Source organism: Trinickia sp. HAY1-2D (assembly GCF_056754935.1).
The window spans coordinates 3955862-3981850 of sequence record NZ_JBPGWX010000002.1 but is presented as its reverse complement, the minus strand read 5'-3'; the positions used below and the strand labels follow the sequence as shown (position 1 = coordinate 3981850).

Genomic DNA, 25989 nt, shown 5'->3' with positions numbered 1-25989 from the left:
TCGTCAGTCCTGATCGGGATGCAATGAATGCTGGGAGGCCGACGCCCGCGCCGTGCGCAGCGCGAGCAGCAACGATGAAACGTCGAGCCGCGCGGCGGCGCGCTCGGGGGAGGCGGGTGTGAGCCAGGGCACCGAGCCGATGAGCGGCGCGCCATGCTCGCGCATGAGCCAGCCGCGCAGCGTATCGATGTTCTCGTCGATGAAGCGCATGTCGGGATCGACGACGTTCGCGATCCATCCGACGAGCGTCAAGCCGCGTTGCGCAATGGCTTGCGCCGTGAGCAGCGCATGGTTGATGCAACCCAGTCGCACGCCCACGACGAGCACGACGGGCGAGCCGAGCGCGACGGCAAGGTCCGCTGTGTCGCGCGTATCGGTGAGCGGTACGCGAAATCCGCCGACGCCTTCGACGACGACGATATCGGCACGCCGCATCGCTTCGCGATGGCAGGCGACGATTTGCTCGATATCGAGTGCGACACCTTCGTGCGCCGCGACGATGTGCGGAGCGGCCGGCGCCCGAAGTAGGAACGGCGTGCGCAGTTCGGGCGGCAACGGTGTATTCGCAACTGCATCGAGTGCATCGGTATCTTCGTTATGCCATACGCCGTCGCGCTCGAACGCGCCCGCGGCGACCGGCTTCATCGCGGCCGCGCGCAGCCCCGCGTGAGCGAAGCCATGCAGCAACGCACACGAAGCGAATGTTTTGCCGATTTCGGTGTCCGTGCCCGTCACGAAAACGGACAACGCGCTCGAGAGCGATGCGCTCATGCGTTGCCTCCCGCTTCTATGCGCGACAGTGCGTTTTCGAGCCGTGCAAGATCGTCGAACGAATGCCCGGCCGAAAGCGATATGCGCAGCCGCGACGTGCCGACGGGGACCGTCGGCGGCCGAATCGCGGGTACCCACAAGCCTTCGGCGTCGAAGCGGGCGGCGAGCGCGAGCGTCGTTTCGTTATCGCCGATGACGAGCGGCTGAATGGCCGTGTGCGAATCGACGGGCTGCCACTGCGAGGCGCGCAACATCGCGCGCGTGCGTTCGATCAATGCCCGCAGATGCGCGCGCCGGGCATCGCCTTCGTCGCCGCGGATCAGCTCGAGGCTGGCCGATACCGCGTGCGCGACGGCAGGCGGTGACGCCGTCGTGAAGATATAGGCGCGCGCGCGTTGCACGAGCCATTCGATGACGGTCTCGTGTGCGATTACCGCGGCCCCCGCGACGCCCGCGGCTTTGCCGAAGGTGCAGATGTAGACGAGATGCGGGGAGCGCAACGCGAGCTCAGCGACGACGCCGCGCCCTTGCGGCCCGAGTACGCCGAAGCCATGCGCATCGTCGACGACGAGCCACGCGCCGTGACGCTCGGCCAGCGCGAGCAACGTGGCCAGCGGCGCGACGTTGCCGTCCATGCTGAATACGCCGTCGGTCACGATGAGCTTGACGCCCGCATCCGATGCGTCGAGCATCGCCGCGAGCGCATCCGTATCGGCGTGCGGGTAGATCTGGACGTCGGCACGTGAGAGGCGCGCGCCATCGATCAACGAGGCATGATTGAGCGCATCCGAATAGAGCGTCGTACCGCGTCCGGCGAGTGCGGTCAGGGTCGCGACGTTCGCCATGTAGCCGGTGCAAAAGCTCAGCGCGCGCGGTGTATCGACAAAGCCGCCGCAGAACGCCGCGAGTGTCTGTTCGAGTTGCGCGTGAGCGCGCGAGTGGCCGCCCAGCAAATGTGAACCGCCGCTGCCCGCGCCGTATCGTTCGGCGCCCTCCGCGACGGCGGCGGCGAGGGCCGGATGAGCGGCCAGGCCGAGATAGTCGTTGCTGGCAAAGCCGACGATCTCGCGGCCGTCCACGCGCATATGTGCGGCACAGGCCGTCTCGGCAATGCGCCGATGCCGTCTCAGGCCGCGCGAATCGAGTTCGGCGAGACCCTCGCGCAGCGTTTCGAGCAAGTACATCGTCACCCCCGATATTCGATCGTCGCCTCGAACGTCTCGCGCGTGCGGGCCGCGGCCCACGCGATCGTTTCGTCGTCGAGAACATAGGGCGGCATCAGATAGACGGTCGTACCGATCGGCCGCAGCAGCAGCTCGCGCTCGAGCGCGGCTTCGAAAAAGCGCCGCGAGAACGTGCGCGCGGCGTCCGGCTCGAGCATGGCATCGAATGCGACGATCGTTCCGCAGCGGCGCATGTTGCGCACGGCGGGGTGCCGGGCGAGCGGCGCCAGTGCCTCGAAAAGAAGCGACGATTTACGCTCGTTTTCGGCCAGCACGTTCGCGTGCCCGAGAAGATCGAGCGTTGCCAGCGCCGCACGGCAGGCGAGCGGGTTGCCGGTGTAGGAATGCGAGTGCAAAAAGCCCCGCGCGGTATCGTCGTCGTAAAAGGCCTCGAAGACGGTATCGCGGGAAAGCACGATCGACAGCGGCAAATAGCCGCCCGTGATGCCCTTGGAGAGACACAGGAAGTCAGGCCAGATATGTGCCTGCTCGCACGCGAAGAAGGTGCCGGTGCGTGCGCATCCGACCGCGATTTCGTCGGCGATCAGATGCACGCCATAGCGTTCGGTCAGCTCGCGCAAGCCGCTTACGTAGGATGGATCGTGCATGGCCATGCCCGCCGCGCACTGCACGAGCGGCTCCACGATCACCGCGGCGATCTGCTGCGCACGCGATTCGAGGAGCTGGCGGACGTCGTCGAGTGCCCGGGCCGCGACGTCGGCTGCCTGCTCGCCTTCTTTTGCAGCGCGCGCATCGGGCGACGCGACGACGTGCGCGCGCCGGATCAGCGGATCGTAAGCGTCCTTGAACAGCGCCACATCGGTTACGCCGAGTGCGCCGATCGTTTCGCCGTGATAGCCGTTCGCGATGCAGACGAATTCGCGCTTGCCGTCCTGCCCCCGGTTGCGCCAGTAGTGAAAACTCATCTTCAACGCGATCTCGACGGCCGATGCGCCGTCCGATGCAAAAAACGCGTGACCGAGAGTGCCTTGCGTCAGTGCGCGAAGCCGCTCGGCAAGCTCGACGGCCGGCGTATGCGTACAGCCGGCGAGCATCGCGTGCTCGAGCGTATCGAGCTGGGCTTTCAGCGCGGCATTGATCTGCGGATTCGCGTGGCCGAAGAGATTCACCCACCATGAGCTAATCGCATCGAGATAACGCCGCCCCGCATGGTCGTAGAGCCACGGGCCTTGGCCGCGCGAGACGGCGACGAGCGGCATGCGCTCGTGGTGCTTCATCTGCGTACACGGATGCCAGACGGCCTGCAGACTGCGCGTGACCCAATCGTCGCGCGCGATGCGTTTCGTGTCGTTATTCGTCCCGATGTTCGCGTCTCTATCCAATCGCTACTCCGAATGTTCAGGCGTGCCTCGGCGCTCTTCGTGCGCGATGCGGCTGCATTAAAACGGCCACATGTATCGCACTTCGTGGGCGCGGCAGCAATCGCGGATCGCAAAAACGGACGTGAGAGTAACGCGTTCCTGGAGCCGATGCACGCGTGAAATCGGATGGCGAAGACGGGCAAGATCGCGCCTGTTCGATACAGCTCGGGGCGCTTCACATCAGAAACCGTGCGTTGCCCACCGTTGACGACGGCAAAGTGACCTCACGCCCCCAAAAAAACCTATCGAAAGGCCAGGATTCGAGCGCAAAAACGCAGCGGGACGTGCCTTTGCACGTCCCGCTGCGGATCGAACTCGGAATGGGATCAGCGGCTCGCGAGCGAACCTGCGGCGATAGCCTCGGTGTTCGCCGAAGCCTCGTGATCGCCTGCGTCGTTGCGCGTCGATGCGGTTCGCGTGCCGTCCTGCCAGACGACTTCGCTGTTGACTGCATAGAGGCTGCAGGCGGCGCCGTGGTTCTCGCGGCGACAATTGTTCAGCGCAACGGCAACGGGATCGTCGCCGCCTTCGGCCCACGACCACGCGCCGGAGGACGAGATCGCGAAAGCCCGGCTCGGGAACTGACGGAGGAACTTGCTGTAGGCGGCGCGCCCGGCGGCGTCGACATAAGGCACGGCGTTGATCGAATCGACGGCGGCATAACCCGTCGCCTGCGGCAGGGGCGGATTGTCGACGCGGTACTGCATGCGCGTCGGCATGCCGATGCGCGCGAGAAACGCATCGACGGCCGGCCACCAGACCTGCACGCCGTCGCGATCGACGACGAGCCGGTGCGCATCGTTCTTGTACGAGCCGAAGTCGACCATGCGGGCATGCGCGCCATGTTCGACATACGCTGCGTACATCCGGGAGACGAGATCGGAGGGCCAGATCGAGTCGTTGTCGCCGTAAAGCCACAGCGACGGCAGCCGCTCATGTTGGCCATAGGCCTCGAATGCGTGCGTCAGATTGTCCTTCCAACCCTCGCAGGCGTCTTGGCGCAGCCCGCCCGAGAAATTGATGAGGCCGCGCACGCCTGGCGCGGTAGTTGTGGCGCCATAGGCAATCGTCGCGAGGCCGCCGTGCGAGGTGCCTGCCACGACGATGTGGGCCGCGTCGACATACGATTGCTTCGACATATAGGCGATCGTCGCAGCGACGTCGTCGGCTTGCGCCATGCCGTTTTTCTCGACGTCGCAGCCTTCTTGCCGATAAGTGCCGCCCGAACCGGCGAAGCCTTCACGATTGGGCGCGACGACCGCGTAGCCGCGGCGTACGAACTCCCGGGCGAAGGCGAGCGGACGGCTGCGCGCCTGCGCGTGCGGATCGCCCGGCATCTTGCCGTGATTGAAAACGACCGTCGGGAACGGACCCGGGCCGTCGGGCTTGAAGATTGTCGCCTCGAGTGTGATCGAGCCCACAGTATCGACGGGGATGCGTACGATACGCTCGTTCAAGTCGGAAGCAACGTGAGGCAGGCCCGTGTCGCCGAACTCGAGCCGCGTGACGCTCGGTGCGGAAAGGGGGCCCGGTTCGTTCGAGGCGAGCACGGGATTTTGCGCCGTCGCGCCCGAACCCGCCTGGGCCGTCGCCCAGGCGCACACGCACAATCCACCTACCAATACTTTTTTCCAACTCATGCGTGTGCCCGCTCTGAAATCAAATGCATGCCGACGACGGGTCTTCGTCCCGAGGACTGCTTACTGCCGACCCGGATCAGTATCCGTGTTCGCGTTGCTGAGCTTTTGCCGGAAAAGAGGCGGGCAAAGGCTGCAATTCGCCCATTCGGTGCGCGGCGCAGCTGGGCATCGTTGGCGTAGGAACACGGGAGCACGACGCGTATCCGTCACGCCGGCGAGCTAGATAGGTCTGCTATCTATCGCCGCACGCGACATCGACCGGCCAAACCCGGCCGGCGACGACCCGCAAAAGAAGAATCGTCTGAGTGATACGCGACATGCGCGATGCTCATCCTAGCTGGACAAAATGCGCGCGCAAATGGAGGACAACCCCAGTTTGTTTGCGCAAACGTTTGGGCATCGGCGCAGTGATGCGGAGTCAGCGGACGCTTAATTGGCGGTATTTCGAGCGATACCCACTATTTAGGAATCCGAATAGTCGGCGAACTGCGGACACGGATCGGCGAACCGCTCAGGCAACGGCTCGCTGCGCAGGCAAGTGGGTCATCAGGCCGAGGGTGTCGCCGTCGCGTGCGAGCGCCGCGCGCATCGCACGCTTGCCGTTTTTCCAGTGTGCTTCGAGCTGGGGATGCGAAAAGTCGAAGGTCTTGTAATAGTCCTGGCACGGCTTGTCGTCGTAGACCACATCCAGAACGCTCAGCGATGGCCTTTGGAGCGTCGCGCGTGCGTCGTCGTAGGCAGACGTTTGCCGGCACGTCTCGGGGACGGTGTCGAGGAGTGCGGCGAGCGACGCCCTTGTCTCGTCCATCGCATCCAGCATGGCCCGCGTGGGTTGCGTCCGAGCCGTGTATTGGAGGTCCTGCATGACGGACGCAATCGCGGTGGAATCGACGGGCACGGTGCCGGGTGCCCGCCAGAGATCGACCGCAATGGCGAGCGTCGGAACCTGCGGCCAATCGAGCAGCAGGCACTCGAGCGGCGTATTCGAGATCAGGCCGGCATCCCAATAGTGCATGCCGTCGATTTCGATGGGGGCAAATCCGGGCGGTAATGCGCAACTGGCCAGGACGTGCTCGGCCGTGAGCCGCGTACGCCGGTTATCGAAATAGACGCATCGGCCGCTGCGTACTTCCACCACCCCGAGCGACAAGCGCATCGAGCGCGCATCGTTGATGCGGTCGAAATCGGCGAACCGTTCGAGCGTGTCGCGCAGCGGCGAGACGTCGTACCAGCTCTCGAATTCCGAGCCGTAATAGCGCTGCATGAAGGTCGGCACAGGCTTGGGCCGAAAAAAGCCCGCGCGGCCCCGCACGAAAGTGCTCCATGCCCGCAGCGCCGGCGGGTAGGGTAGCGCGGGCTGGCTGATCGTCTCCCAGAACGCGCGCAGTTGCTCGAGCCGGCGCTCGGGGGGATTGCCGGCGAGAATGGTGGCGTTCAGTGCGCCGCTCGAAATGCCGACGGCCCATGCCGGTTCGATGCCAGCGGCTTGAAGCGTTTCGTACGCCCCGCACTGAAAGCTGGCCAGTGCGCCGCCGCCTTGCAGCAGCAGCGCGATCTGAGTGGGCGCGAGCGCGGGCGCATCGGAGCGTTGAGCGGATCGGGGCATGAGGCGTGACCGTTTCGGATTCTGGGCTTGTCACTGTGCCCGAGCGGCCGACGCGCGGGAGCGCGAAAATTCGCCGATTCGCCCGTGCGAGGCCGCGAGTGGCTGCACTTGCCTCGAGAGTCAGCGCTCGCTCACCTCCCCATCGACATAGCGCCATCGGCCGTCGTCCGAGCGCGTGAAACGGCTGAGCTCGTGCAGCCGATGGCCGCGCCCGCCCTGCTTGAACCGCGCGACGAATTCGACGCATTCGTGAGCCGAATCGAGCACCTCGTGGCGTTTGATCTGCAGCCCCAGCCAGTTGGGCGCGTCGGGCGCCGCGGGATCGACATCGAGATCGCGCGGGCAGGTGGCGGGATCCCACGTTGCGCGCAGATACGCCGTATCGCCGAGTACATAGGCCGTATAGCGGGAGCGCATCAGTTCGAGCGCGTTGGGCGCGTGGGCGGCGCCGCTCAGATAGCGGCCGCAGCACTGCGCGAAAAGCGGGGCTTTGGCCGTCGGCGCACGGCCCGGCGCGGCACCGCCGCACGGACAGACAGTCGCCGTAGCTTCGATTCGATCAGCCTTCATCGGATAGACGCATTACGGGCCAAGCGCGGCGCGCACAAGGCGCCGCGCGGCCGAGCGGAGTACTCAAGCGAGCCCTCGCGCGATGAGGATTTTCTGAATGTCGCTCGTACCTTCGTAGATCTGGCAAACCCGCACATCGCGATAGATGCGCTCCACCGGAAAATCGGTGACATACCCGTAGCCGCCAAAACTCTGGAGCGCGGCCGAGCAGATCCGTTCAGCCGCTTCCGACGCAAAGAGTTTCGCCATGGCCGCTTCGGTCAGACACGGCAGTCCCGCGTCCTTCAGCGAGGCGGCATGCCAGACGAGCTGACGCGCGGCTTCGAGTTGCGTGGCCATTTCGGCGAAGCGGAACTGCACGGCCTGATGATCGAAGGTTCGTTGTCCGAAGCTTTCGCGCTCGCGGGCATAGGCCAGCGCTGCGTCGAATGCCGCGCGCGCCATTCCCACGCTTTGCGCCGCGATGCCGATGCGCCCGCCCTCGAGCCCCGATAGCGCGATCCGGTAGCCTTCGCCTTCGGCGCCGATGCGGTTGCCGACGGGAACGCGGCAGTTCTCGAAGACGATCTGGGCCGTGTCCGACGAGTGCTGGCCGAGCTTGTCCTCGAGCCGCGCGACGATATAGCCGGGCGTCGCCGTCGGCACGATGAACGCGCTGATGCCTCGCTTGCCCGCTGCCTTGTCGGTCACCGCCAGCACGATGGCCACGTCGCCTTCCTTGCCGCTCGTGATGAACTGCTTCACGCCATCGATGACGTAGCTGTCGCCATCGCGTCGCGCGCTCGTGCGCAATGCCGACGCATCCGAGCCCGCCTGCGGCTCCGTCAGGCAAAACGCGCCGAGCATCTCGCCACGCGCGAGCGGGGCAAGCCAGTCGCGCTTTTGCGCGTCGCTTCCATAGGTCAGCAAGATGCTGCACACGGGGCAGTTATTGACGGAGATCGCGGTCGACGTCCCGCCGTCGCCTGCCGCGATCTCTTCCAGAATCAGCGCCAGCGCGAGTGCGTCGAGCCCCGCGCCGCCGTGTTCGGGGGGGACCATGACGCCGTACGCGCCGAGTTCGGCGAGCTGGCGATGCACGTCTTTTGGAAAGACGCGGTCGCGGTCCCAGGTTGCGGCATGCGGCAGGATCGCATCGCGCACGAACGTGCGCACCGCATCGCGGATCATCGTGTGATCCTGATCGAGCACCATTGAATCTGTCTCCTCATCGATAAGATCCGACTCGCCTCTGTCGTCGGGCATGTCGGTGCGCGGCGTCGGCCCGCGCGAGTCTCACCAGTCGATCGTCGTGCCGTCGTACTGCACGAAGTGTCCGTTGAATGCTTTGCGCGCGGCACCCGCTTGCGCGATCACGTTGCGCATGCCGGCCACGCTCGACGCAGGATCGAGCGCGGCTTGCGCACCGCCCATGTCCGTTCGCACCCAGCCGGGATGGAGTGCGATGCAGCTCGCGTGACGCGTTTGCAGCGCGGCGATGCGTACCGCGCAATTGAGCGCCGCCTTGCTCGTGCGATAAAGCCAGCCTGTCGTGCCCGTTGCCTCGCCGATGCTGCCCATGCGGCTCGACAGCACGGCCAGGACCCCTTCGACGGATTCGACGAGCGGCAACAGCACGGGGATCAGCAGCATGGGGCCGCGCACGTTCGTCGTCATGACGTAGTCGAAGTCTTCGACCGAAAACGCTTCGACGCCTTCCGTCTGCGGTCCGTAGACGCCGGCTGCGATGACGGCGACATGCAAACGCTCGCCCGCGAGTCTGTCCGCGAAGGCGGCGATTTCGTCGGGCTCAGTCGTGTCGAGCGAAACCGCTTCCGCGCCGAGCGTGCTTTCGAGCGCTTCGAGCGACCCGCTATCGCGCGCCGTGGCGATGACGCGCCAGCCTGCCTCGCGGTATTGACGGACGAACTCATGGCCGATGCCGCGCGATGCGCCTACGATCAATGCTGTTCTCATGTCATTCGTCCCTCGGAAAGCGCCGCCGCGGACCGCTACGACCTTGGCCGGCCGGCGCGCGCGATGAACCCTCGAAGATCAGACGATCTCGATACCCATGGCGGTTGCCTCGCCGCCCCCGATGCACAAGCTGGCAACGCCGCGCTTGCCGCCGTACTTCCTGAGCGCGCCGATCAGCGTGACGAGGATGCGGGCACCCGATGCGCCGATCGGATGGCCGAGCGCGCAGGCGCCGCCATGGACGTTGACCTTCTCGTGCGCGATCGCATGCTCGCGCATCGCGGCCATCGTGACGACGGCGAACGCTTCGTTGATCTCGTACAGATCGACATCATTCGCGCGCCAGCCGTTTTTCTCGAGCAGCTTGCGGATCGCGCCGACAGGGGCGGTCGTGAACTTCGACGGTTCCTGAGCGAAAGTCGAATGTCCGACGACGCGCGCGAGCGGAGCGAGCCCGAGTGCCTCGGCGTGCGCGGCCCGCATCATGACGAGCGCCGCCGCGCCATCCGAGATCGACGACGAGTTGGCAGCGGTGACCGTGCCCGTCTTGCTGAAAGCGGGCTTGAGCGTTGGAATCTTCTCGAGATTGGCCTTGAACGGCTGCTCGTCGCGCGCGATGGTGGTCTCGTCGCCCTTGCGGCCCGCCACTTTCACGGGCGCGATTTCCCACGCGAACGAGCCGTCTTCGTTGGCGCGTTTCGCGCGCACGAGCGATTCGACGGCGAACGCATCCTGCGCCTCGCGCGAAAACCCGAACGAAGCCGCGCATTCCTCGGCGAACGTACCCATCAACCGCCCTTTGTCGTACGCGTCTTCGAGGCCGTCGTAGAACATGTGATCGATGACCTGCCCGTGCCCCATGCGCATGCCGCCGCGCGCTTTCGGCAGCAAATAGGGCGCGTTGGTCATGCTTTCCATGCCGCCCGCGATCGCGACGTCGACCGATCCGGCCGCCAGCATGTCGTGCGCGAACATGGCCGCGCGCATGCCCGAGCCGCACATCTTGTTGACGGTCGTGCAGCCGGTCGAAAGCGGCAGTGCCGCGCCGAGCGCCGCTTGGCGCGCCGGTGCCTGGCCGAGGCCTGCAGGCAGCACGCAGCCCATCAGCACTTCGTCGATGGCCTCCGGCTTCACGCCCGAGCGTTCGAGCGCGGCGGCAATGGCGGCCGCGCCGAGCTGAGGCGCCGTGAGCGAGGCCAGCTCGCCCTGGAAGCCCGCCATCGGGGTGCGGGCCGCGCCCACGATCACGATCGCGTCGCGCGCGTTTGCTTTCGCGTCAGTCATGTTTGATCTCCTGGATGACACCTTCGACGATGGCGCTCACCTTTTCCAGCTGGGCGGCGTCGGCGGCGACCATATCGTTCACGCTCGAGCCGGCCCCCTTGGCCGACAGCGCGGCGATACAACGTTCGTAAGTCGCACCCACCATCTCGGCGTTCGAAATGGTCATGCCGAGATTGCGCATGCGTCCATCGTGCACGCCGTAGGTCCAGCCGTGCACCGTCAGCGGCTGGCTGCGGGCCCAGGCATCGTTGACGATGGTCGTGCGGCAGACGTTGACGACCTGCTCGATCGTGTTGAGCTCGACGAGACGCCGATGACGTACTTCGCCCATCGGCCATTCGTCGAGCAGCGCCGCATGTTTGGCTCGCACGTCATGAATATGGTGCAGCCAGTTATCCGCCAGACCCACGCGCCGATCGAAGAGCGCCGCACCCACGCCCGAGCAGCCATAGTGCCCCACGACCATGATGTGCTTGACCTTCAGCAGATCGACGGCGAACTGGATGACCGACAGGCAGTTGAGGTCCGTATGGACGACCACGTTCGCGATATTGCGATGGACGAACACCTCCCCCGGCGGCAAACCGATGATCTGGTTCGCCGGCACGCGCGAATCGGAGCAGCCGATCCACAGGTACTCGGGCGTTTGCTGGTCCGCCAGGCGCGAGAAGTACTGCGGGTCCTCGGCGAGCTTGCGCTCGACCCACGCCTGGTTGTTGACGAAAAGCTGTGCGAGGGGATGGTTTTGGTCGATTTCGTTCATAGTCGGATCAGTGGTTGGACCTCGGCGTAGCGACGTGTGCCTGCCGCGCGCGGCGTTGGACGGGCGATTCATCGTCCCGGGACGAAAAGCCCCGGCCGTTCACGCTGCCTGCTTGTCGTCGTCGGACGCATTGCCGTCCGCGTCGCCCTCGGTTTCGCCGGCAGGGCGAAAGCGGTGGGGGTAGCGTTTGCAAAAGCGCACGCTCTGGTCATAGGGGAAAAAATCGGGCAATTCGCCCCTGAGAAGAAGCTCCTTGTGTTTTTGCCACAAGGCGGGGTCGAAGAAGTCCGCATGGTGGCGTAGAAAATGGCGACGCACGGTAGGGTCGCCGAGCAAAAACGTGCCGTACGTTTCCGGAAAGATGTCGTTCGGACCGACGGTGTACCAGGGCTCCGCCGAAAGCTCGTCTTCCTCGGTTTGCGCTTGCGGCACATGGCGCACGTTGCAATCGGTCAGATACTCGATTTCGTCGTAATCGTAAAAGACCACGCGCCCGTGCCGGGTGACGCCGAAGTTCTTGTAGAGCATGTCGCCGGGGAAAATGTTCGCCTGCATGAGCTCCTTGATCGCATCGCCGTACTCCTTGATCGCGTGATCGATGTCGGCCTCCGTGCCGTTTTGCAGGAACAGATTCAGCGGCACCATGCGGCGCTCGATGTACAGATGCCGGATGATGAGGCAGTCGCCCTCGTATTCGATCATCGAGGGCGCTTCTTTTTCGAGCTCGCGGATCAGTGCGTCGTCGAGCCTCGACAACGGCAGTGCGACGCTCGAATATTCGAGCGTATCGGCCATGCGTCCCAGACGATCGTGCCGTTTGACGAGCAGATACTTTTCCTGGATCCGCTCGCGCGTCGTGTCCTTGGGCGGCGGAAAGTAGTCCTTGATGAGCTTGAAGACGTACGGAAAAGACGGCAGCGTGAACACGATCATCACGAGCCCCTTGATGCCCGGCGCGACGATGAACTGGTCGCTCGAATGCGAGAGGTGCTTGAGCAGGTCGCGATAAAAAAGATTTTTGCCCTGCTTTTGCAGTCCGAGCGACGTGTAGATTTCGGCGTTCGGTTTGCCCGGCATCAGTGTGGCGAGAAAGTCCACATACGCCGACGGCACCTCCATGTCGACGAGGAAATAGGAGTGCGAGAAGCTGAAAATGATCTGCAACTGCTCGCGCTTGAGCAGGACCGTATCGAGCGCGAGCACGCCGGGACGTACGTGGCGGATCGGCACTGCGAACGGCAGCAGCACCTCGCCGTTGATGATCCGTCCGACGATGTAGGCCGCCTTGTTGCGGAAAAAAAGCGACGACAGCACGTGCACCTGGAAGTTGAACGCTTCCGAAAACGCACCGTAGGTGTCGTGGATCATGTCGATGATGCAAGCGACGTCGCGCTCGAGGTCATCGAACGGCACGTCGAGCTGGAAGTTCGTGACGATGCGCTCGAGCGTTTTCGCGAGACCGTCCTTGCCCGGGTAATAAGCGCGATAGGTCGGCTTGGCCGCGGGCTCCTCGTTCTCCAGATATTCGGTGGAGATGACGGGGCGCACGAACAGGAAGTCGTTGTTGAAATACGAGCGGTGCAAAATCTTGCAGCAGACCGAATTGAAGAACGTTTCCGCGCACTCCGGCTGCAGATGATGCGTCAGCAGTCCGATGTAATGCAGCTTGATCTGCTGCCAGATTTCGTCGTCGATATTTTCCGCGTCGTATTCGTCTTCGAGCCGCATCACGCATTCGTCGACGCGATTGTCGTATGAGGCGATGCGATCCCGGGCGAGCTTTTGCAAGCCGTGCCAGTCTCCCGCTTCGAAGAGCGTCTTCGCATGCACGGCCGCTTCCCGAAACGCGCCATAGTGGCGGTTGAATCCCTCGAGGATCGACTGTGCGACATCGAAGCCGATCTGCGAGGACAGCAGTTTCGGAAACTGATTCATGAGCGCTCCGCCTCGCTGGCTTCGTTCGTCTCGCTCTCGGCCAGCATCGAGCGGCACTGCGCCTCGTGCTGCGCGAGGTCCTGAAGCGTTGCATTCAGATCTTCGAGCTGCTTTTCGAGCACGTCGCGATGCTGCGCGATGGTGGCGAGAAACGCCTGCAATTGCGGCACGGTGTCGGTCGGCGATTCGTAGAGGTCTAGCAAGTTGCGAATCTCCGAGAGCGTGAACCCCAGGCGCTTGCCGCGCAGCGTCAGCTTGAGCCGCGTGCGGTCCCGATTCGAATAGACGCGGCGCAGCCCGCTCGAACCTTCGCGGCGCGGCGCGAGCAATCCCTGATCTTCGTAGAAGCGGATGGCGCGCGGTGTGACGGCGAATTCTCGCGCAAGCTCGGTGATCGTGTAGTGCTGGCTCATAGGTCGGGATCGGCCGAACGCCCGCGGCAATGGCCGCGAATGACGTTTCGGGCAGATCGGGTAGAATCGATCGACGTTTACGTTATCGTCAACTTCCGCAAAGCGCAACTGGCACCGTTTGTCGGGGGCGCGGCGACGGGACGGCCAAGAGAGTTTTCGACTGATGAATATCCTCGAGCATCAACTCGACTATCCGTTCGGCGACACGCTCGTCGAGCCGGGGCACACGCGTGAAGTCGCGCCCGGCATCTATTGGCTGCGCATGCCGCTGCCGTTTGCGCTCGACCACATCAATTTGTGGCTGCTGCGCGATGAAATCGATGGGCGGGAGGGGTGGACGGTCGTCGATTGCGGTATCGCCGACGAAACCATCAAGGCGCATTGGGAGGCGATCTTCGATACGCAGCTCGATGGGCTGCCCGTGCTGCGCACGCTCGTCACGCACTGCCATCCCGATCACCTCGGGCTCGCCGACTGGATTTGCAAGGGCGGTGCGCGCGAGCGCTGGGACGTGCGGCTCTGGATCTCGCTCGGCGAGTATATGTTCGGGCGCGTCATGGCTGCGGGAGACGGTTCCAACGCCGGTGGTGCGGGCGCGGCGCGTCATTTCGCGCGGCATGGGCTCGCCGATGAGGACGCACTGGAGAAGCTGCGCAATCGCCGCGACTACTACAGCAGGCTCGTACCGTCGATTCCGTCGCAGTTCCGCCGGTTGCGCGATGGCGATACGTTGAGAATCGGTGCGCACGAATGGCGCGTCGTGGCCGGCTACGGCCATTCGCCCGAACACTGCGCGCTTTTTAGCGAGGACGCGGGCGTGTTGATTTCAGGCGACATGGTGCTGCCGCGCATTTCGACCAATGTATCGGTATTCGACATCGAGCCGGAGGGCAATCCGCTGGCGTTGTACCTCGAATCGCTCGGTCGCTACGAGGCGATGCCCGCCGATACGCTGGTATTGCCCTCGCATGGGCGGCCGTTTCGAGGGCTCGCCACGCGCATCGCGCAATTGCGCGCGCATCACGATGCGCGGCTCGCCGAAGTGCGCGAGGCGTGCGCGCGTGCGCCGCAATCGGCAGCCGAGATCGTGCCCATGATGTTCAAGCGCGCGCTCGACGTTCACCAGTTGACGTTCGCGATGGGCGAAGCGCTCGCGCACCTCAATTTGCTGTGGCTGGCGGGCGAGCTCGAACGGGTCGAAGGAACGGACGGGGTCGTGCGGTTCCGTCTTCAGAACGCGTAAAGGCCGAGCGCCGATTTGACCCACTCGAGCGTTTGCTGCGTCACGACGCGGGCCAGCATCGTACCGTTGCGAACGATGTCGCGCACAGTGTCCGCGTCGGCGGCATAGGCGGCGCGACGCTCGCGCAGCGGGGCGATGACACTGATCAGGATGGCTTCGAGCCGCTGCTTCAGCACGCTATCGCCGAGGCCCCCGCGCCGATAGTGGGCCTTCAACGCTTCGAGTTCGGCCGTCTCGGGATCGAATGCATCGAGGTAGGTGAAAACGACGTTGCCTTCCACGCGGCCCGGGTCCGTGACGCGCAGGTGCTTCGAATCGGTGTACATCATCTTCACTGCGTGGCGGATCTCGTCGTCGCTGGCCGACAGCGCGATGGCATTGCCCAGCGACTTCGACATCTTGGCTTTTCCGTCGATGCCGGGCAGCCTGCCGAATTCGGAAAGCAGCGCCGTGGCCTCGGGCAGGAGGTTTCGCCCCGACTGGCGGTTCAGGCGCCGCACGATCTCGTTGGTTTGCTCGATCATCGGCAATTGATCCTCGCCGACCGGTACCACGGTGGCGCGGAATGCCGTGATATCGGCAGCCTGGGCGACGGGGTAACAGAGAAAGCCCGCCGGAATGTCGCGGGCGAACCCGCGGGCGTGGATCTCGTCCTTCACCGTCGGATTGCGTTCGAGCCGCGCGACGGTGACGAGGTTGAGGTAGAGCATCGTCAATTCGCTCAGCGCCGGCAATTGCGATTGCAAACAGATGGTGACCTTGGCCGGGTCCAGGCCGACTGCGAGATAGTCCAATGCCACTTCGTCGACGTTGCGTGTAACGCGGGCGGGATCGTTCATGTTGTCGGTCAACGCCTGAGCGTCGGCGATGAGCACGAACTGGCGATGGCTGTCCTGCAGCGCGACGCGATTGCGCAGCGAGCCGAGGTAATGGCCGATGTGCAGCGGGCCGGTCGGGCGATCGCCGGTCAGTATCGTGGGCTTGTCCATGGTCGATGATGTCGCTTCTAAGGTCGCCCCCACATTGTCGTCGCTCGCAGCGGACCGCGACCGGAGAACTTTCTGACTTTGCAGCGCAACGCCGACGGCCGCCATGCCCGGGGCGCGCAGGTCCTACCCTTAGCCGCCGCCTGCGCTGGCCTCGCTCATTTGCCTGGCTCGTTCGAGCAACAATTCGCGCTCGCGTCCGTTTTGCGTCATCGCGGCGGCGCGCTCGAATTCGGCGCGGGCCGCCTCGTGCCGGCCGAGCTTCGCGAGCAAGTCGCCGCGCACGCTCGGCAGCCAGTGATAGCGCGCAAGCGACGGCTCTCCCGATAGCTGCTCGACGACGGCGAACCCCGCTTCCGGTCCGAACGCCATGCCGACCGCCACAGCGCGATTGAGTTCGACGACGGGCGAAGGCGCGACTTGGGCCAGCGCATCGTAAAGCGCGACGATTTGGGCCCAATCGGTTTCGGCGGCGCTATGCGCCCGCGCGTGGCAGGCCGCAAGTGCCGCTTGCAGTGCGTAGGGCCCCAGCGTGCCGCCGAGCGATTCGGCCCGCTCGAGTGCGGCCAGCCCACGGCGAATCAGCAGCGGGTCCCAGCGTGAGCGGTCCTGATCGGCAAGCAGGACAGGGCGTCCGTTCGCATCGGTGCGCGCGTGAAGGCGCGACGCCTGCAGTTCCATCAGTGCCACGAGCCCATGTACTTCGCTTTCTTCTTTCGCTAGCTCCGCGAGAATGCGGCCGAGCCTCAGCGCTTCATCGCATAGCGCGGGCCGCATCCAGTCGTCGCCCGCCGTCGCCGCATAGCCTTCGTTGAAAATCAGATAGATCACTTCGAGGACCGACGCCAGTCGCGTCGCGCGTTCGTCGGCCCGCGGTACTTCGAACGGAACTTTGGCGGCGGAAAGCGTCCGTTTCGCTCGGACGATGCGCTGCGCGATCGTCGGCTCGGAGACGAGAAACGCGCGTGCGATCTCGTGCGTCGTGAGCCCGCCCAGCAGCCGCAAGGTCAAGGCCACGCGGGCATCGGTCGACAGCACCGGGTGGCAGGCGGTGAACACGAGACGCAAGAGATCGTCGCCGATGTCGTCCGCGCGCGCGACATCGAGCCCGTCGACGAAATCGGGCGTGATATGCGCTTCGAGCGCGTCGAGGTCGCGGCCGATCGCTTCGTGCTTGCGGGCATGCAGCGCATCGAGCCGCAGCTTGTCGAGCGCGCGATGTTTGACCGTGGCCATCAGCCAGGCGCCGGGATTGTCGGGCACGCCCTCGCGCGGCCAATGTTCGAGCGCGGCCACGAGCGCATCCTGCGCCAGTTCCTCCGCCACGCCGATATCGCGCACGAGCCGCGCCGCGTGCGCCACGACGCGCGCGGCCTCGATGCGCCAGACAGCCTCGATTGCGCGGTGCGTCGCGTTCGTCGTTTCCGTCGTTTTCACCGTCGCTCAGCTCCGTATCGTCTGGCGCTCATGTTCGAGCGTCGCGGCGCCGGCGGTGCCCGGCTCGAAATCTTCCAGCTCGAACACCTCGCGCACCTCGATCGTTCCTTCTTCCGTCTCGCCGAACGGCGCAGGGAAGCGCCGTGCCCATTCCATCGCTTCTTCGCGCGAGCGGACCTGGATCATCGTATAGCCCGCGATGAGTTCCTTGGTTTCGGCGAACGGGCCGTCGATCACGGTGCGCTTGCCGTTGGAATAGCGCACGCGCCAGCCGTGGGCGCTGGGCTTCAGACCGTTCGCGTCCAGCAGCACGCCGGCTTTCGCCAGGGCTTCGTGATAGGCGGCCATCTCGGCCATCACTTTCGCCTCGACGCCCGCGCCGGGGCGTGTCTGCGCCTCGCTCGCCCCCGTGGCTCTCACCATGATCATGAATCGCATCGCATCGCTCCTTTATCGTTGACGACCCTCGAGACGGGCCTCCTTCGATACGACGACTCGGACGCGAGCGGATCGACGCCAACCGATTCGATTAAGGGGAAACCCCTACTCGTAGCAGGGGGCGAGGCGCCGTACCTCGACTGTGCACCAGTGCGCCGCCGGGCATTCGGCGGCGACGGCGATGGCTTCTTCCTCGCGATCGCAATTGAGCAGGTAAAAGCCGCCCACCATTTCCTTGGCTTCGGCGAACGGGCCATCGACCAGCCGCCGTTCTCCGTCGCGCACCTGCACGCGCACGGACTCGCGCTGATGTGCCAGCGCTTGCGACGCGACGAGGATGCCGCGGGATTTGAGGTCGTCGGCGAAGCGAAGCATGGCGTCGTAAGCGGCGCGCCCTTCTTCGGGCGTGCGTTCATCGCGCTGATCGGTGGGCTCGACGATAAGGAGCAGGTACGACATGGTGGACTCCGGAAAAAAGGCGCGGCGCGTCTGGTCGCACCTGAAAAGTGCCCCAAGCATAGAGCACCGGCGCGCGGCGTGCCATCAACCGCGCAAGCGGCCCGTTGCCGATGCGCGGACAGTCGGCGCAGCGCGCACTCCCCGGTTGCCGCGGCCCATCGGCTAAACTGCTTACCCCGCCGTGCAACGTTCCCTATCCGCCCACCTTATGACCGACCGCGCTCGCCCGTCCGACCTCGATGCCCGACTCCAAGCCGCCTACGCACGTTTTCGCGATTCGCGTCTCGACGAAGCGGCCGCGCTGCTGCGCGAGGCGATCGAGACCGATCCTCGCTGCGGCGACGCGCTGGAAGGGCTGGCCTATATCGCCGGGCGGCAAGGCGACGCCAACGCGGCGGCCGACTACTTCGAACGCGCGCTCGCATCGTTGCCGGCCACGGCCGCTCGCTGGCACGACGCGGGCCTCGCCAACCAGGCGGCGGGGCGGCACGCGCGCGCGCTGGCCTGCTTCGACGAAGCGCTCGCGTTGTCGCCGCGTGCCGTCGCGACGCTCCATGCGGCGGCACGCTCGGCCAGCGAGATCGAGGACCATGAGCGCGCCGCCCGCGTGCTGACCACGGTGCGCGATCTCGAGCCCCGAGCCTGGCAAAGCCACTACAACCTCGGCCGCGCACTCGGGCTCGCGGGCCGCTACGAGGAGGAGATCGCCGCCTACCGCCGCGCTATCGAGCTCGATCCGAAAGCCGTGGTCGCTTACATCAATCTTGGCGTTGCGTTGCGCGATCTGCATCGGGTCGACGAAGCGTTGGGCATGTTCAAGAAGGCCGTTCAGCTCGATCCCGATCATCCGGGCGCGCGCACGAATCGCGCGCAGACGAACCTGCTGCTCGGCCAGTTCGAGCACGGCTGGCGCGAATACGAATGGCGCTGGAAAGACGGCGAGCAAGTGCTGCCGTCCTGGCCGAACCCCTGGCGCGGCGAGTTGCCGATCGCGGGCAAGACGATCCTCGTTTTCAACGAGCAGGGCTTTGGCGATACGTTGCAGTTCGTGCGCTACGTCGATTGGCTGACAGCGAGCGGCGCACGCGTCGTCTTGCGCGTGCAGGACGCGCTGCTCGAGCTATTGTCCGATTACCGCGGCGCGGCCGCCGTCATCGGGGAGAGCGAGCCGCTGCCCCCCTTCGATCTGCATTGTCCGCTGCTGAGCCTGCCGTTCGCTCTGGCCGCGCATCGCGCACCGATCCCGGCCGATATTCCCTATCTGCACGCCGATGCGGCAAAGCGGGCGCGATGGCGGGAACGGCTTGCGGCTACGAATGGTCGGCTGCGCGTCGGCGTGGCCTGGAGCGGCAATACCGGCAACCTCAACGGCCGCCATCGTTCGACTTCGCTCGAGGCATGGCAACCCGTGTTCGACGCGTTCGCGGAGCGCGCGAGCTTCGTATCGCTCGTCAAGGATGTGCGGGCCGAGGATCTCGCGGTGCTGCGAAACGCTTCGGTGCTCGACGTCTCCGAAGATTTGCATACCTTTGCCGAGACCGCGGCGCTCATCGCCGAGCTCGACCTCGTGATCAGCGTCGATACCGCCGTCGCGCACTTAGCCGGCGCGCTCGGCAAGCCGGTATGGGTGCTGCTGTCTTATACGCCGGACTGGCGCTGGGGTCTCGAGCGATCCGACACGCCGTGGTATCCGGGCGCGCGATTGATACGACAGCCTGCGCGCGGCGATTGGGTCTCCGTCATGAACACGGTACGGGACGCGTTGGCGGCAATCGCCGGTTGAGCGCCGGCGACCTACGTCCGAACGACACAGTGCGCGCCCCCGCCGCGAGCGGCAGGGGCCGCGGCTCGAGCCGGGCTACTGCGCCTGCACTCCATCGAAGTTCTGCCGCCCAAACGGGCTGACACGATAACCGCTGACATTGGCCCGCGTAATGGCGGCCGCTGTCGGATAACCGAGCGGAATCCACAGCGCCTCGTCGTGAATGATCTTCTGGGCAGCCTGGTAGTCCTTGGCCCGCTTGGCCTGATCGGCGGTGGAGCGCCCATCGGCGATCAGCTTGTCGAGTTGCGGATCGCAATAGCGCGAGAAGTTGATGCCGGACTTCACCGCATTGCAACTGAAGAGCGGCGTCAGATAGTTATCGGGGTCGCCGTTGTCGCCGGCCCATCCCATGAAGAGCAGGTCGTGCTGCCCCTGCTTGGCATCCTTGATGAGCTGGCCCCATTCGATGACCTTGATGTCGGCTTTCACGCCTATCTTGGCAAGATCGGCCTGCAGGAGCTCCGCGCTGGCCTTCGGATTCGGATTCAGCACGCTGCCCGTCGGGCGCGTCCAGATCGTGGTTTTGAAGCCGTCCGGGAAGCCGGCGTCGCGCAACAGTTTCTTGGCCTGCTCGATGTTGTATCCGTACGGCACGATCGACTTGTCATAGCTCCAGGTATTGGGCGGATACGGATTCGTCGCCGGCTGGGCCGTATTGTCGAAGACGGTCTTCAGATAGGTGGTGCGATCGAAGGCGAGATTGAGCGCCTGTCTGACTTTCTCGTTGTCCAGCGGCTTGTGCTCGGTATTCAGTGCAACGAAGGCCGTCATGAAAGCCGGAGCCTCCACCACTTTCAGCGCTTTATCGGCCTTGGCGGCCGCCACGTCCTGCGGTTTAGGAGACAGCGCAATATCGCATTCGCGCGCCCGGACCTTCTGCGCGCGCACCGTCGCGTCGGGCGTGATCGCATAAATGAGCTTGTCGACCTTCGGCTTGGGCCCCCAGTACCGTGGGTTCGCGTCGTAGCGAATGAGCGCGTCCTTCGTGTAGCTCTTGAGCTCGAACGGGCCGGTTCCGACCGGCTTGCCGTTGAGCTCGGTCTCTTTGCCCGCCTTGAGCAACTGATCGGCATACTCGGCCGAATAGATCGACGCGAATCCCATTGTCAAGACCGGTACGAACGTCGCATTCGGTTCATTGAGCTCGAACTTCACCGTCGAGTCGTCGATTTTCGTCACCGCTTTCACGAGCTTCACGAGGCCCATCGATTGCGCATGCGGAAAGCCGTTCGGGCCGGCGACCTTGTGCCAAGGGTTGTTCGCGTCGAGCATGCGCGAGAACGTAAAGACGACATCGTCGGCCGTGAGCGGGCGGGTCGGCTTGAAGTAGTCGGTCTGCTGGAACTGAACGTTCCGCCGCAGATGGAACGTATAGGTGAGACCGTCGCCGCTGACGTCCCATTTATCGGCGAGTGACGGCACGACCTTCTTTTGCGCCTCGTCGTACGACACGAGCGTGTTGAAGATGACATCGGCCGACGCATTCGTCGTCACGAGCGAATTGTATTGAACGACGTCGAAGCCATCCGGGCTCGACTCGGTACAGACGGTAAGCGGCTTGGCAAGCGAGAGGGCCGGCAAGAGAGCCAGCAAGGCAGCGAGCGGTTTGACGCGCATGGGTTCTCCGATTGAGCGATGCGTGATCCGCGGCTTGGCGCGGTTTGGCGCAGTTTCGTGCGTTATCGTGTTCGTTCGTGCGCCCGGGTGCATCCGCGGTCTTCGACTCACTTTCGCGCGGCGCCCGGCCGCGGTCAGCTTAGACCAATGCCGCGAGCGCGACAACGGCACGCAAACTATATCGATATATCGAAATGCGTGGGTGGCGACGAGCGAGCGCAGCGCGAGACCGCTTCGCGCCGGCCGTCATCAGGCCGCCGGCTGACGTGGCTTGCGCGGTGCCTTCTCGAAGATCGCGTCGTACAGGCCGCGCGGCAGCAGCCGGAGCACGGCAGCGACGACGCGCATCGGCCACGGAAAAACCGCGAAGCGGACTTGGCGCTCGATCGCGCGGGCCGCCTTTGCGGCGAAGCGATCGGCGTCCATGAGAAAGGGCATCGGATAGGGGTTGTGCGCGGTCATGGCGGTGCGGACATAGCCGGGCGCGATGGTCACGACGGCAACCCCAAAGGGACGCATTTCGACGCGCAGCGATTCGAGGTAGGCGAGGGCCGCTGCCTTCGATGCGCTATAGGCGCCGGAGCCCGGCAGTCCGCGTACCCCGGCCACACTGGCAATGCCGACGAGCGTGCCGCGGCGCGCCTCGCTCATTCGGGCCGCAAACGGCTCGAACGTGGCCGCCATGCCGTAGCAATTGACATCCATCACTTCGCGAAACGCGGCGAGATCGCCGTGCCCCGTCGCGACACCCTTGCTCACGCCCGCGTTGGCGATGACGATATCGGGCAGCCCGTGGGCCGCCATGAACTGCTCGGCTGCTTCGGCGAGCGCGTGCGCGTCGCGCACGTCGGCGCGGTAAGCGGCGACAGCCGTAGCGGGAAAGCGGCGGGCGAATGCATCGAGTACTTCGGTGCGCCGCGCGACGAGGCCGAGCACGGCCCCGCGGCGCGCATATTCGGTGGCGAGCGCGAGCCCGATGCCGCTCGATGCACCCGTGATGAATACCTTGAGCGGTACGTCCCGTCGGCGCACAGCCGGCTTACATCTTCTTGGCGCGGACCTGCGCGACGAGCGCATCGAGCACGGTCAGCGTCCCGGGCAGGCTGTTCGTCTGCGCGGGACCGGTCACGTACTTGCCTTGAACGACGAGCGTCGGCACGCCGTCGATATCGTAGTCCTTGACCATCTGGGCTGCGCGGTTGGTTTCGCTCGTAGTCGAGAACGAGTTGTAGGCGCTCAGGAACTTCTGCTTGTCGATGCCTTGCTTGGCGAGGAAATCCGCCTGCGTTTCAGGCGTGAGCAGGTAGTCCTTCTTCTGATGGATTTCGTTGAAGACCAGCGGCGTGAGCTTCTCTTCGACGCCGAGCGTCTTCAGCGCGTAATAGAGCTTCGTGTGCGGGACGAACTCGGGACGGAAAGCGACCGGCACGCGTTTGAAGACGACATCCGGCCCTTGCTTCTTGATCCACGATTCGAGATATGGCTCGAACTCGTTGCAATGCGGGCAGCCGTACCAGAAGAATTCGACGACTTCCACTTTGCCGGCGGGCACGTCCGCCGGCTGAGGCGTCTTCATGACGGTATAGTCCTTGCCGGCGACGAGCGCCGCGGGCGCGGCTTGCGTGACGCCGACGACGGCGAGGCCGAATGCGAACAGGAAGGAACGAATCAGTTTTTTCATGGCGGTCACGTTGATCCTGATTATTTACTGTTTCGTGAAGCGAATGACGGCCGTATCGACGCCGGCTTCCGAGAGTTGTTGGCGCGTCGCGTTCATGTCCTCGAATTTCGAGAACGGTCCGATGCGCACGCGGTAGTAGGTCGTACCACTCGCGTCGCGTTGCGTCACTTTCGATTCGAAGCCCTGGAAGGCCAGGCGCGCGCGCTGCTGCTCGGCATCGGCCGCGGTACGGTACGAGCCCACTTGCAGGAAGTATCCCGTATTCGCCTGTGCGTTCGCGGCGCTTGCCGCGACGGGTACCGACGCGTTGTTCGCGTGCGGCGGTGCCGGCACGCTGCCGCCTGCCGGTGCGTTGGCCGTTTGCGGCAGCTTTTTCGCCGGAGCGGCCGCGCCGCCGTTTTGCTCGGCCTGCGGGGGCTGCGCCGGTGTCCCGCTGGTTGCCGACGCGGCGGGGGGACTTCGACGATCTGCGGCTCTTCGAGCAGGCCCGGCGCGTTTGGCTTGCCGGCTGGGGCCGTGGACTGGCCGGGCGCGGTGTTGGGCGGCGGATTCTGGGCTGCTTGCGGCACGGGCTGGCCGGGCGACTTGCCTTGCAGCGCGCGGTTCGGATCGTATTGTTGATCGGCGCCTGCGCCCGAGGCGGCGGGCGGAGCGACCTTATCGACGAATGGCGTGGGGGCGCGCGTGATGTAAAGCGCCACCACGACAGCGATCGCCAGTCCGACGATGAGTCCCAGCACGATGCCGAGGAACGTGCTCCCCGTTTGCCTGGACTGCCTGGACTGCTTGGATGCGCTGCGTGGCGAAGTGCGGCTCGGTTTGGCCATTGTCTGAATCACCTGCGAAAGAAACCCGGAAAACCCGTCGACTGAAACCGCGCGGCGAGCGGCCCCCGATTATAGCGATGAGCCGCATGCCGCCTCGGCGTTACATTTTGGCCGGCGCCGACACGCCGATGAGGGCAAGACCGTTGGCGAGAACCTGCCGCGTCGCGGCGATGAGCGCGATGCGCGCTTCGCGCTCCGCGCGTTCGTCGACGAGGACGCGCTCGGCATTGTAGAACGAGTGGAATTCGCCTGCGAGTTCGCGCAGATAGAAGGCAATGGCGTGCGGGGCCAGTTCGGTGGCCGCGTGCGCGAGCATGTCCGGGTATTCGGCGAGTTTCGCGAGCAGCGCCATCGCGCGCGCGCTCGTGAGCGGCATAACGTCGCAGGTGCCGAGCGCGGCTTCGTCGCCGTTGAAGCGCACCTTCCACTCGGCCAGTACCGACGAAATCCGAGCGTGCGCATATTGCACGTAATAGACGGGGTTTTCGTCGTTTTGCTTGAGCGCGAGGTCCACGTCGAAGACGAATTCGGTATCGGCCTTGCGCGAGATCAGGAAAAAGCGCACCGCGTCGCGCCCGCGCCGGATCGTCGCTTCGTCGAGCAGATCGGGCGCCGCTTCCGAGCCCGGGGCCGCGCCGCCCGACCATTCGATCAAATCGCGCACGGTGACATAGCTGCCCGCGCGTTTGGAGATCTTGACCTCCTGGCCGTCGCGCATGACGGTCACCATCTTGTGCAGCACATAGTCGGGGTAGCCCTGCGGGATGCCCACGCTCAAGGCCTGCAGCCCCGCGCGTACGCGTGCGATCGTGCCGTGATGGTCCGAGCCCTGGACGTTGATGACCTTGGCGAAGCCGCGCTCCCATTTCGTCACGTGATAGGCGACATCGGGCACGAAGTAGGTATAGCTGCCGTCGGATTTGCGCATGACGCGATCCTTGTCGTCGCCATACTCGGTCGTGCGCAGCCAGAGCGCGCCTTCCTGCTCGAACGTCTTGCCGGCCGCGATCAGCGCTCGCACCGTCTCGTCGACGCGCCCGTGCGTATAGAGCGACGACTCGAGATAGTACTGATCGAACTTCACGCCGAACGCCTGCAGGTCCATGTCCTGTTCGTGACGCAGATAGGCGACGGCAAACCGGCGGATCGCGTCGAGATCCTCGGGGTCGCCCGCGCCCTTCACGGGCTCTCCGTCCTTGGCCGCTACCGTCTCGCCGTTCAGGTAATCGCGCGCGATGTCGGCGATGTACTCGCCGTTGTACGCCGATTCGGGCCAGCCCGTATCGCCGGGCTTGAGCCCGCGTGCGCGCGCTTGCGTCGAGATGGCGAGATTGCGGATCTGCACGCCTGCATCGTTGTAGTAGAACTCGCGATGCACATCGAAGCCCTGGCTTGCGAGCAGGTTGGCCAGCGCGTCGCCGAGCGCGGCCTGCCGTCCGTGGCCGACATGCAGCGGCCCGGTCGGATTGGCCGAGACGAACTCGACGAGCACGCGCTGACCCGTTGCGCGCCTGGCGCGCCCGAATGCCTCGCCGGCGCTCAGCACGGCCGCTACCGCTGCCTGTTTGGCGGCACTCGCAAGGCGCAGGTTGATGAAGCCCGGGCCCGCGATTTCCGCGCTTTCGATCAGATCGCGCGCGCCGGGCGCGGCCATCAGCGCGTCGACGATGCGTTGCGCGAGCTCGCGCGGGTTCGTCTTGAGCGGCTTGGCGAGCTGCATCGCGGCATTGCAGGCGATGTCGCCGTGCGCGGCCACCTTGGGCCGCTCGAGCACGATCGCGGGCAGCGCGGGCGCGGCGGCGCCGTCCGGCTCGGTGGTGACTTGGCGAATGCTCGCGGCGAGCAGGGATTCAAGCGTTTCTTTCTGATCAGGCAGCATGCTGTTTCGTGCGAATCGAGTGAGGCGGTCCCGCGCGTGCGGACCGGCAGGAGG

At 65.1% G+C, this 25989-nt stretch carries 22 protein-coding genes and 1 pseudogene; 2 read left to right on the top strand and 21 right to left on the bottom strand.

Translation table 11 applies throughout. The features are described 5' to 3' along the window. Nucleotides 1-3: 3 nt before the first annotated feature. From bioD to ACR9ZC_RS25515, 12 genes are all read right to left on the bottom strand, one after another. A complete protein-coding gene (bioD, locus tag ACR9ZC_RS25570; protein ID WP_481582393.1) occupies nt 4-771 on the bottom strand; it encodes a dethiobiotin synthase in 768 nt (255 codons plus the stop codon). Continuing rightward, on the bottom strand, nt 768-1955 hold the full coding sequence (gene bioF, locus ACR9ZC_RS25565) for an 8-amino-7-oxononanoate synthase (protein ID WP_481582775.1): 1188 nt from the start codon (nt 1953-1955) through the stop codon (nt 768-770). The genes bioD and bioF overlap by 4 nt, the downstream gene beginning before the upstream one ends. A gap of 2 nt (nt 1956-1957) precedes the next feature. Then, nucleotides 1958-3337: an adenosylmethionine--8-amino-7-oxononanoate transaminase gene (gene bioA, locus ACR9ZC_RS25560; protein WP_481582392.1), complete on the bottom strand. Its 1380-nt coding sequence runs from the start codon at nt 3335-3337 to the stop codon at nt 1958-1960. Between the two features lie 365 nt (nt 3338-3702). Next, on the bottom strand, nt 3703-5016 hold the full coding sequence (locus ACR9ZC_RS25555; RefSeq protein ID WP_481582391.1) for a dienelactone hydrolase family protein: 1314 nt from the start codon (nt 5014-5016) through the stop codon (nt 3703-3705). Nucleotides 5017-5527: 511 nt separating this feature from the next. Then, nucleotides 5528-6622: a patatin-like phospholipase family protein gene (locus ACR9ZC_RS25550; protein WP_481582390.1), complete on the bottom strand. Its 1095-nt coding sequence runs from the start codon at nt 6620-6622 to the stop codon at nt 5528-5530. A 120-nt stretch (nt 6623-6742) separates the two neighbouring features. Then, nucleotides 6743-7192 (bottom strand): YchJ family protein, encoded by a 450-nt coding sequence (locus ACR9ZC_RS25545; RefSeq protein ID WP_481582389.1) that lies wholly within the window; start codon nt 7190-7192, stop codon nt 6743-6745. A 63-nt stretch (nt 7193-7255) separates the two neighbouring features. Further along, nucleotides 7256-8386, bottom strand: a complete 1131-nt coding sequence (locus tag ACR9ZC_RS25540; RefSeq protein ID WP_481582388.1) for an acyl-CoA dehydrogenase family protein — start codon at nt 8384-8386, stop codon at nt 7256-7258. Nucleotides 8387-8467: 81 nt separating this feature from the next. Beyond that, entirely contained in the window at nt 8468-9148 is a 681-nt protein-coding gene (locus ACR9ZC_RS25535; protein WP_481582387.1) for an SDR family oxidoreductase, read from the bottom strand. A gap of 78 nt (nt 9149-9226) precedes the next feature. Next, nucleotides 9227-10432, bottom strand: a complete 1206-nt coding sequence (locus tag ACR9ZC_RS25530) for an acetyl-CoA C-acetyltransferase (RefSeq protein ID WP_481582386.1) — start codon at nt 10430-10432, stop codon at nt 9227-9229. Next, complete coding sequence (gene can, locus ACR9ZC_RS25525) at nt 10425-11195, bottom strand: carbonate dehydratase (protein ID WP_331570073.1); 771 nt, start codon at nt 11193-11195, stop codon at nt 10425-10427. The genes ACR9ZC_RS25530 and can overlap by 8 nt, the downstream gene beginning before the upstream one ends. Before the next feature lie 99 nt (nt 11196-11294). Beyond that, nucleotides 11295-13130, bottom strand: coding sequence for a bifunctional isocitrate dehydrogenase kinase/phosphatase (aceK, locus tag ACR9ZC_RS25520; RefSeq protein ID WP_481582385.1), 1836 nt, complete (start codon nt 13128-13130; stop codon nt 11295-11297). After that, a complete protein-coding gene (locus tag ACR9ZC_RS25515) occupies nt 13127-13543 on the bottom strand; it encodes a MerR family transcriptional regulator (protein ID WP_481582384.1) in 417 nt (138 codons plus the stop codon). The genes aceK and ACR9ZC_RS25515 overlap by 4 nt, the downstream gene beginning before the upstream one ends. Before the next feature lie 163 nt (nt 13544-13706). Here ACR9ZC_RS25515 and ACR9ZC_RS25510 point away from each other — a divergent pair, with 163 nt between their 5' ends. After that, a complete protein-coding gene (locus ACR9ZC_RS25510; protein WP_481582383.1) occupies nt 13707-14786 on the top strand; it encodes an MBL fold metallo-hydrolase in 1080 nt (359 codons plus the stop codon). On the opposite strand, the gene trpS is transcribed toward ACR9ZC_RS25510, so the two are convergent. The 4 genes from trpS to ACR9ZC_RS25490 all read right to left on the bottom strand — a co-directional run bounded on the left by trpS (nt 14774) and on the right by ACR9ZC_RS25490 (nt 18106). Further along, on the bottom strand, nt 14774-15775 hold the full coding sequence (gene trpS, locus ACR9ZC_RS25505) for a tryptophan--tRNA ligase (protein WP_481582382.1): 1002 nt from the start codon (nt 15773-15775) through the stop codon (nt 14774-14776). The genes ACR9ZC_RS25510 and trpS overlap by 13 nt on opposite strands. A 129-nt stretch (nt 15776-15904) precedes the next feature. After that, a complete protein-coding gene (locus ACR9ZC_RS25500) occupies nt 15905-17209 on the bottom strand; it encodes an RNA polymerase sigma factor (protein ID WP_481582381.1) in 1305 nt (434 codons plus the stop codon). A 6-nt stretch (nt 17210-17215) separates the two neighbouring features. After that, a complete protein-coding gene (locus ACR9ZC_RS25495; RefSeq protein ID WP_481582380.1) occupies nt 17216-17647 on the bottom strand; it encodes a YciI family protein in 432 nt (143 codons plus the stop codon). Nucleotides 17648-17752: 105 nt separating this feature from the next. Beyond that, nucleotides 17753-18106 carry a YciI family protein gene (locus ACR9ZC_RS25490; RefSeq protein ID WP_331570063.1) on the bottom strand — a complete coding sequence of 118 codons (354 nt, stop codon included), beginning with the start codon at nt 18104-18106 and terminating at the stop codon, nt 17753-17755. A gap of 208 nt (nt 18107-18314) precedes the next feature. On the opposite strand from ACR9ZC_RS25490, the gene ACR9ZC_RS25485 reads away from it, so the two are divergent. Further along, a complete protein-coding gene (locus ACR9ZC_RS25485; RefSeq protein ID WP_481582379.1) occupies nt 18315-19889 on the top strand; it encodes a tetratricopeptide repeat protein in 1575 nt (524 codons plus the stop codon). 75 nt (nt 19890-19964) lie between these two features. On the opposite strand, the gene ACR9ZC_RS25480 is transcribed toward ACR9ZC_RS25485, so the two are convergent. The 5 genes and pseudogenes from ACR9ZC_RS25480 to argS all read right to left on the bottom strand — a co-directional run bounded on the left by ACR9ZC_RS25480 (nt 19965) and on the right by argS (nt 25935). Further along, complete coding sequence (locus tag ACR9ZC_RS25480; protein ID WP_481582378.1) at nt 19965-21548, bottom strand: ABC transporter substrate-binding protein; 1584 nt, start codon at nt 21546-21548, stop codon at nt 19965-19967. Nucleotides 21549-21797: 249 nt separating this feature from the next. Then, entirely contained in the window at nt 21798-22580 is a 783-nt protein-coding gene (locus ACR9ZC_RS25475) for an SDR family oxidoreductase (RefSeq protein ID WP_481582377.1), read from the bottom strand. Nucleotides 22581-22587: 7 nt separating this feature from the next. Further along, the gene (locus tag ACR9ZC_RS25470) at nt 22588-23229 is read right to left on the bottom strand and encodes a thiol:disulfide interchange protein DsbA/DsbL (RefSeq protein ID WP_481582376.1); all 642 of its coding nucleotides are present in this window, start codon (nt 23227-23229) and stop codon (nt 22588-22590) included. A 24-nt stretch (nt 23230-23253) separates the two neighbouring features. Continuing rightward, nucleotides 23254-24056: pseudogene (locus ACR9ZC_RS25465) on the bottom strand (SPOR domain-containing protein). A gap of 100 nt (nt 24057-24156) precedes the next feature. Further along, on the bottom strand, nt 24157-25935 hold the full coding sequence (gene argS, locus ACR9ZC_RS25460) for an arginine--tRNA ligase (RefSeq protein ID WP_481582375.1): 1779 nt from the start codon (nt 25933-25935) through the stop codon (nt 24157-24159). Nucleotides 25936-25989 lie beyond the last annotated feature (54 nt).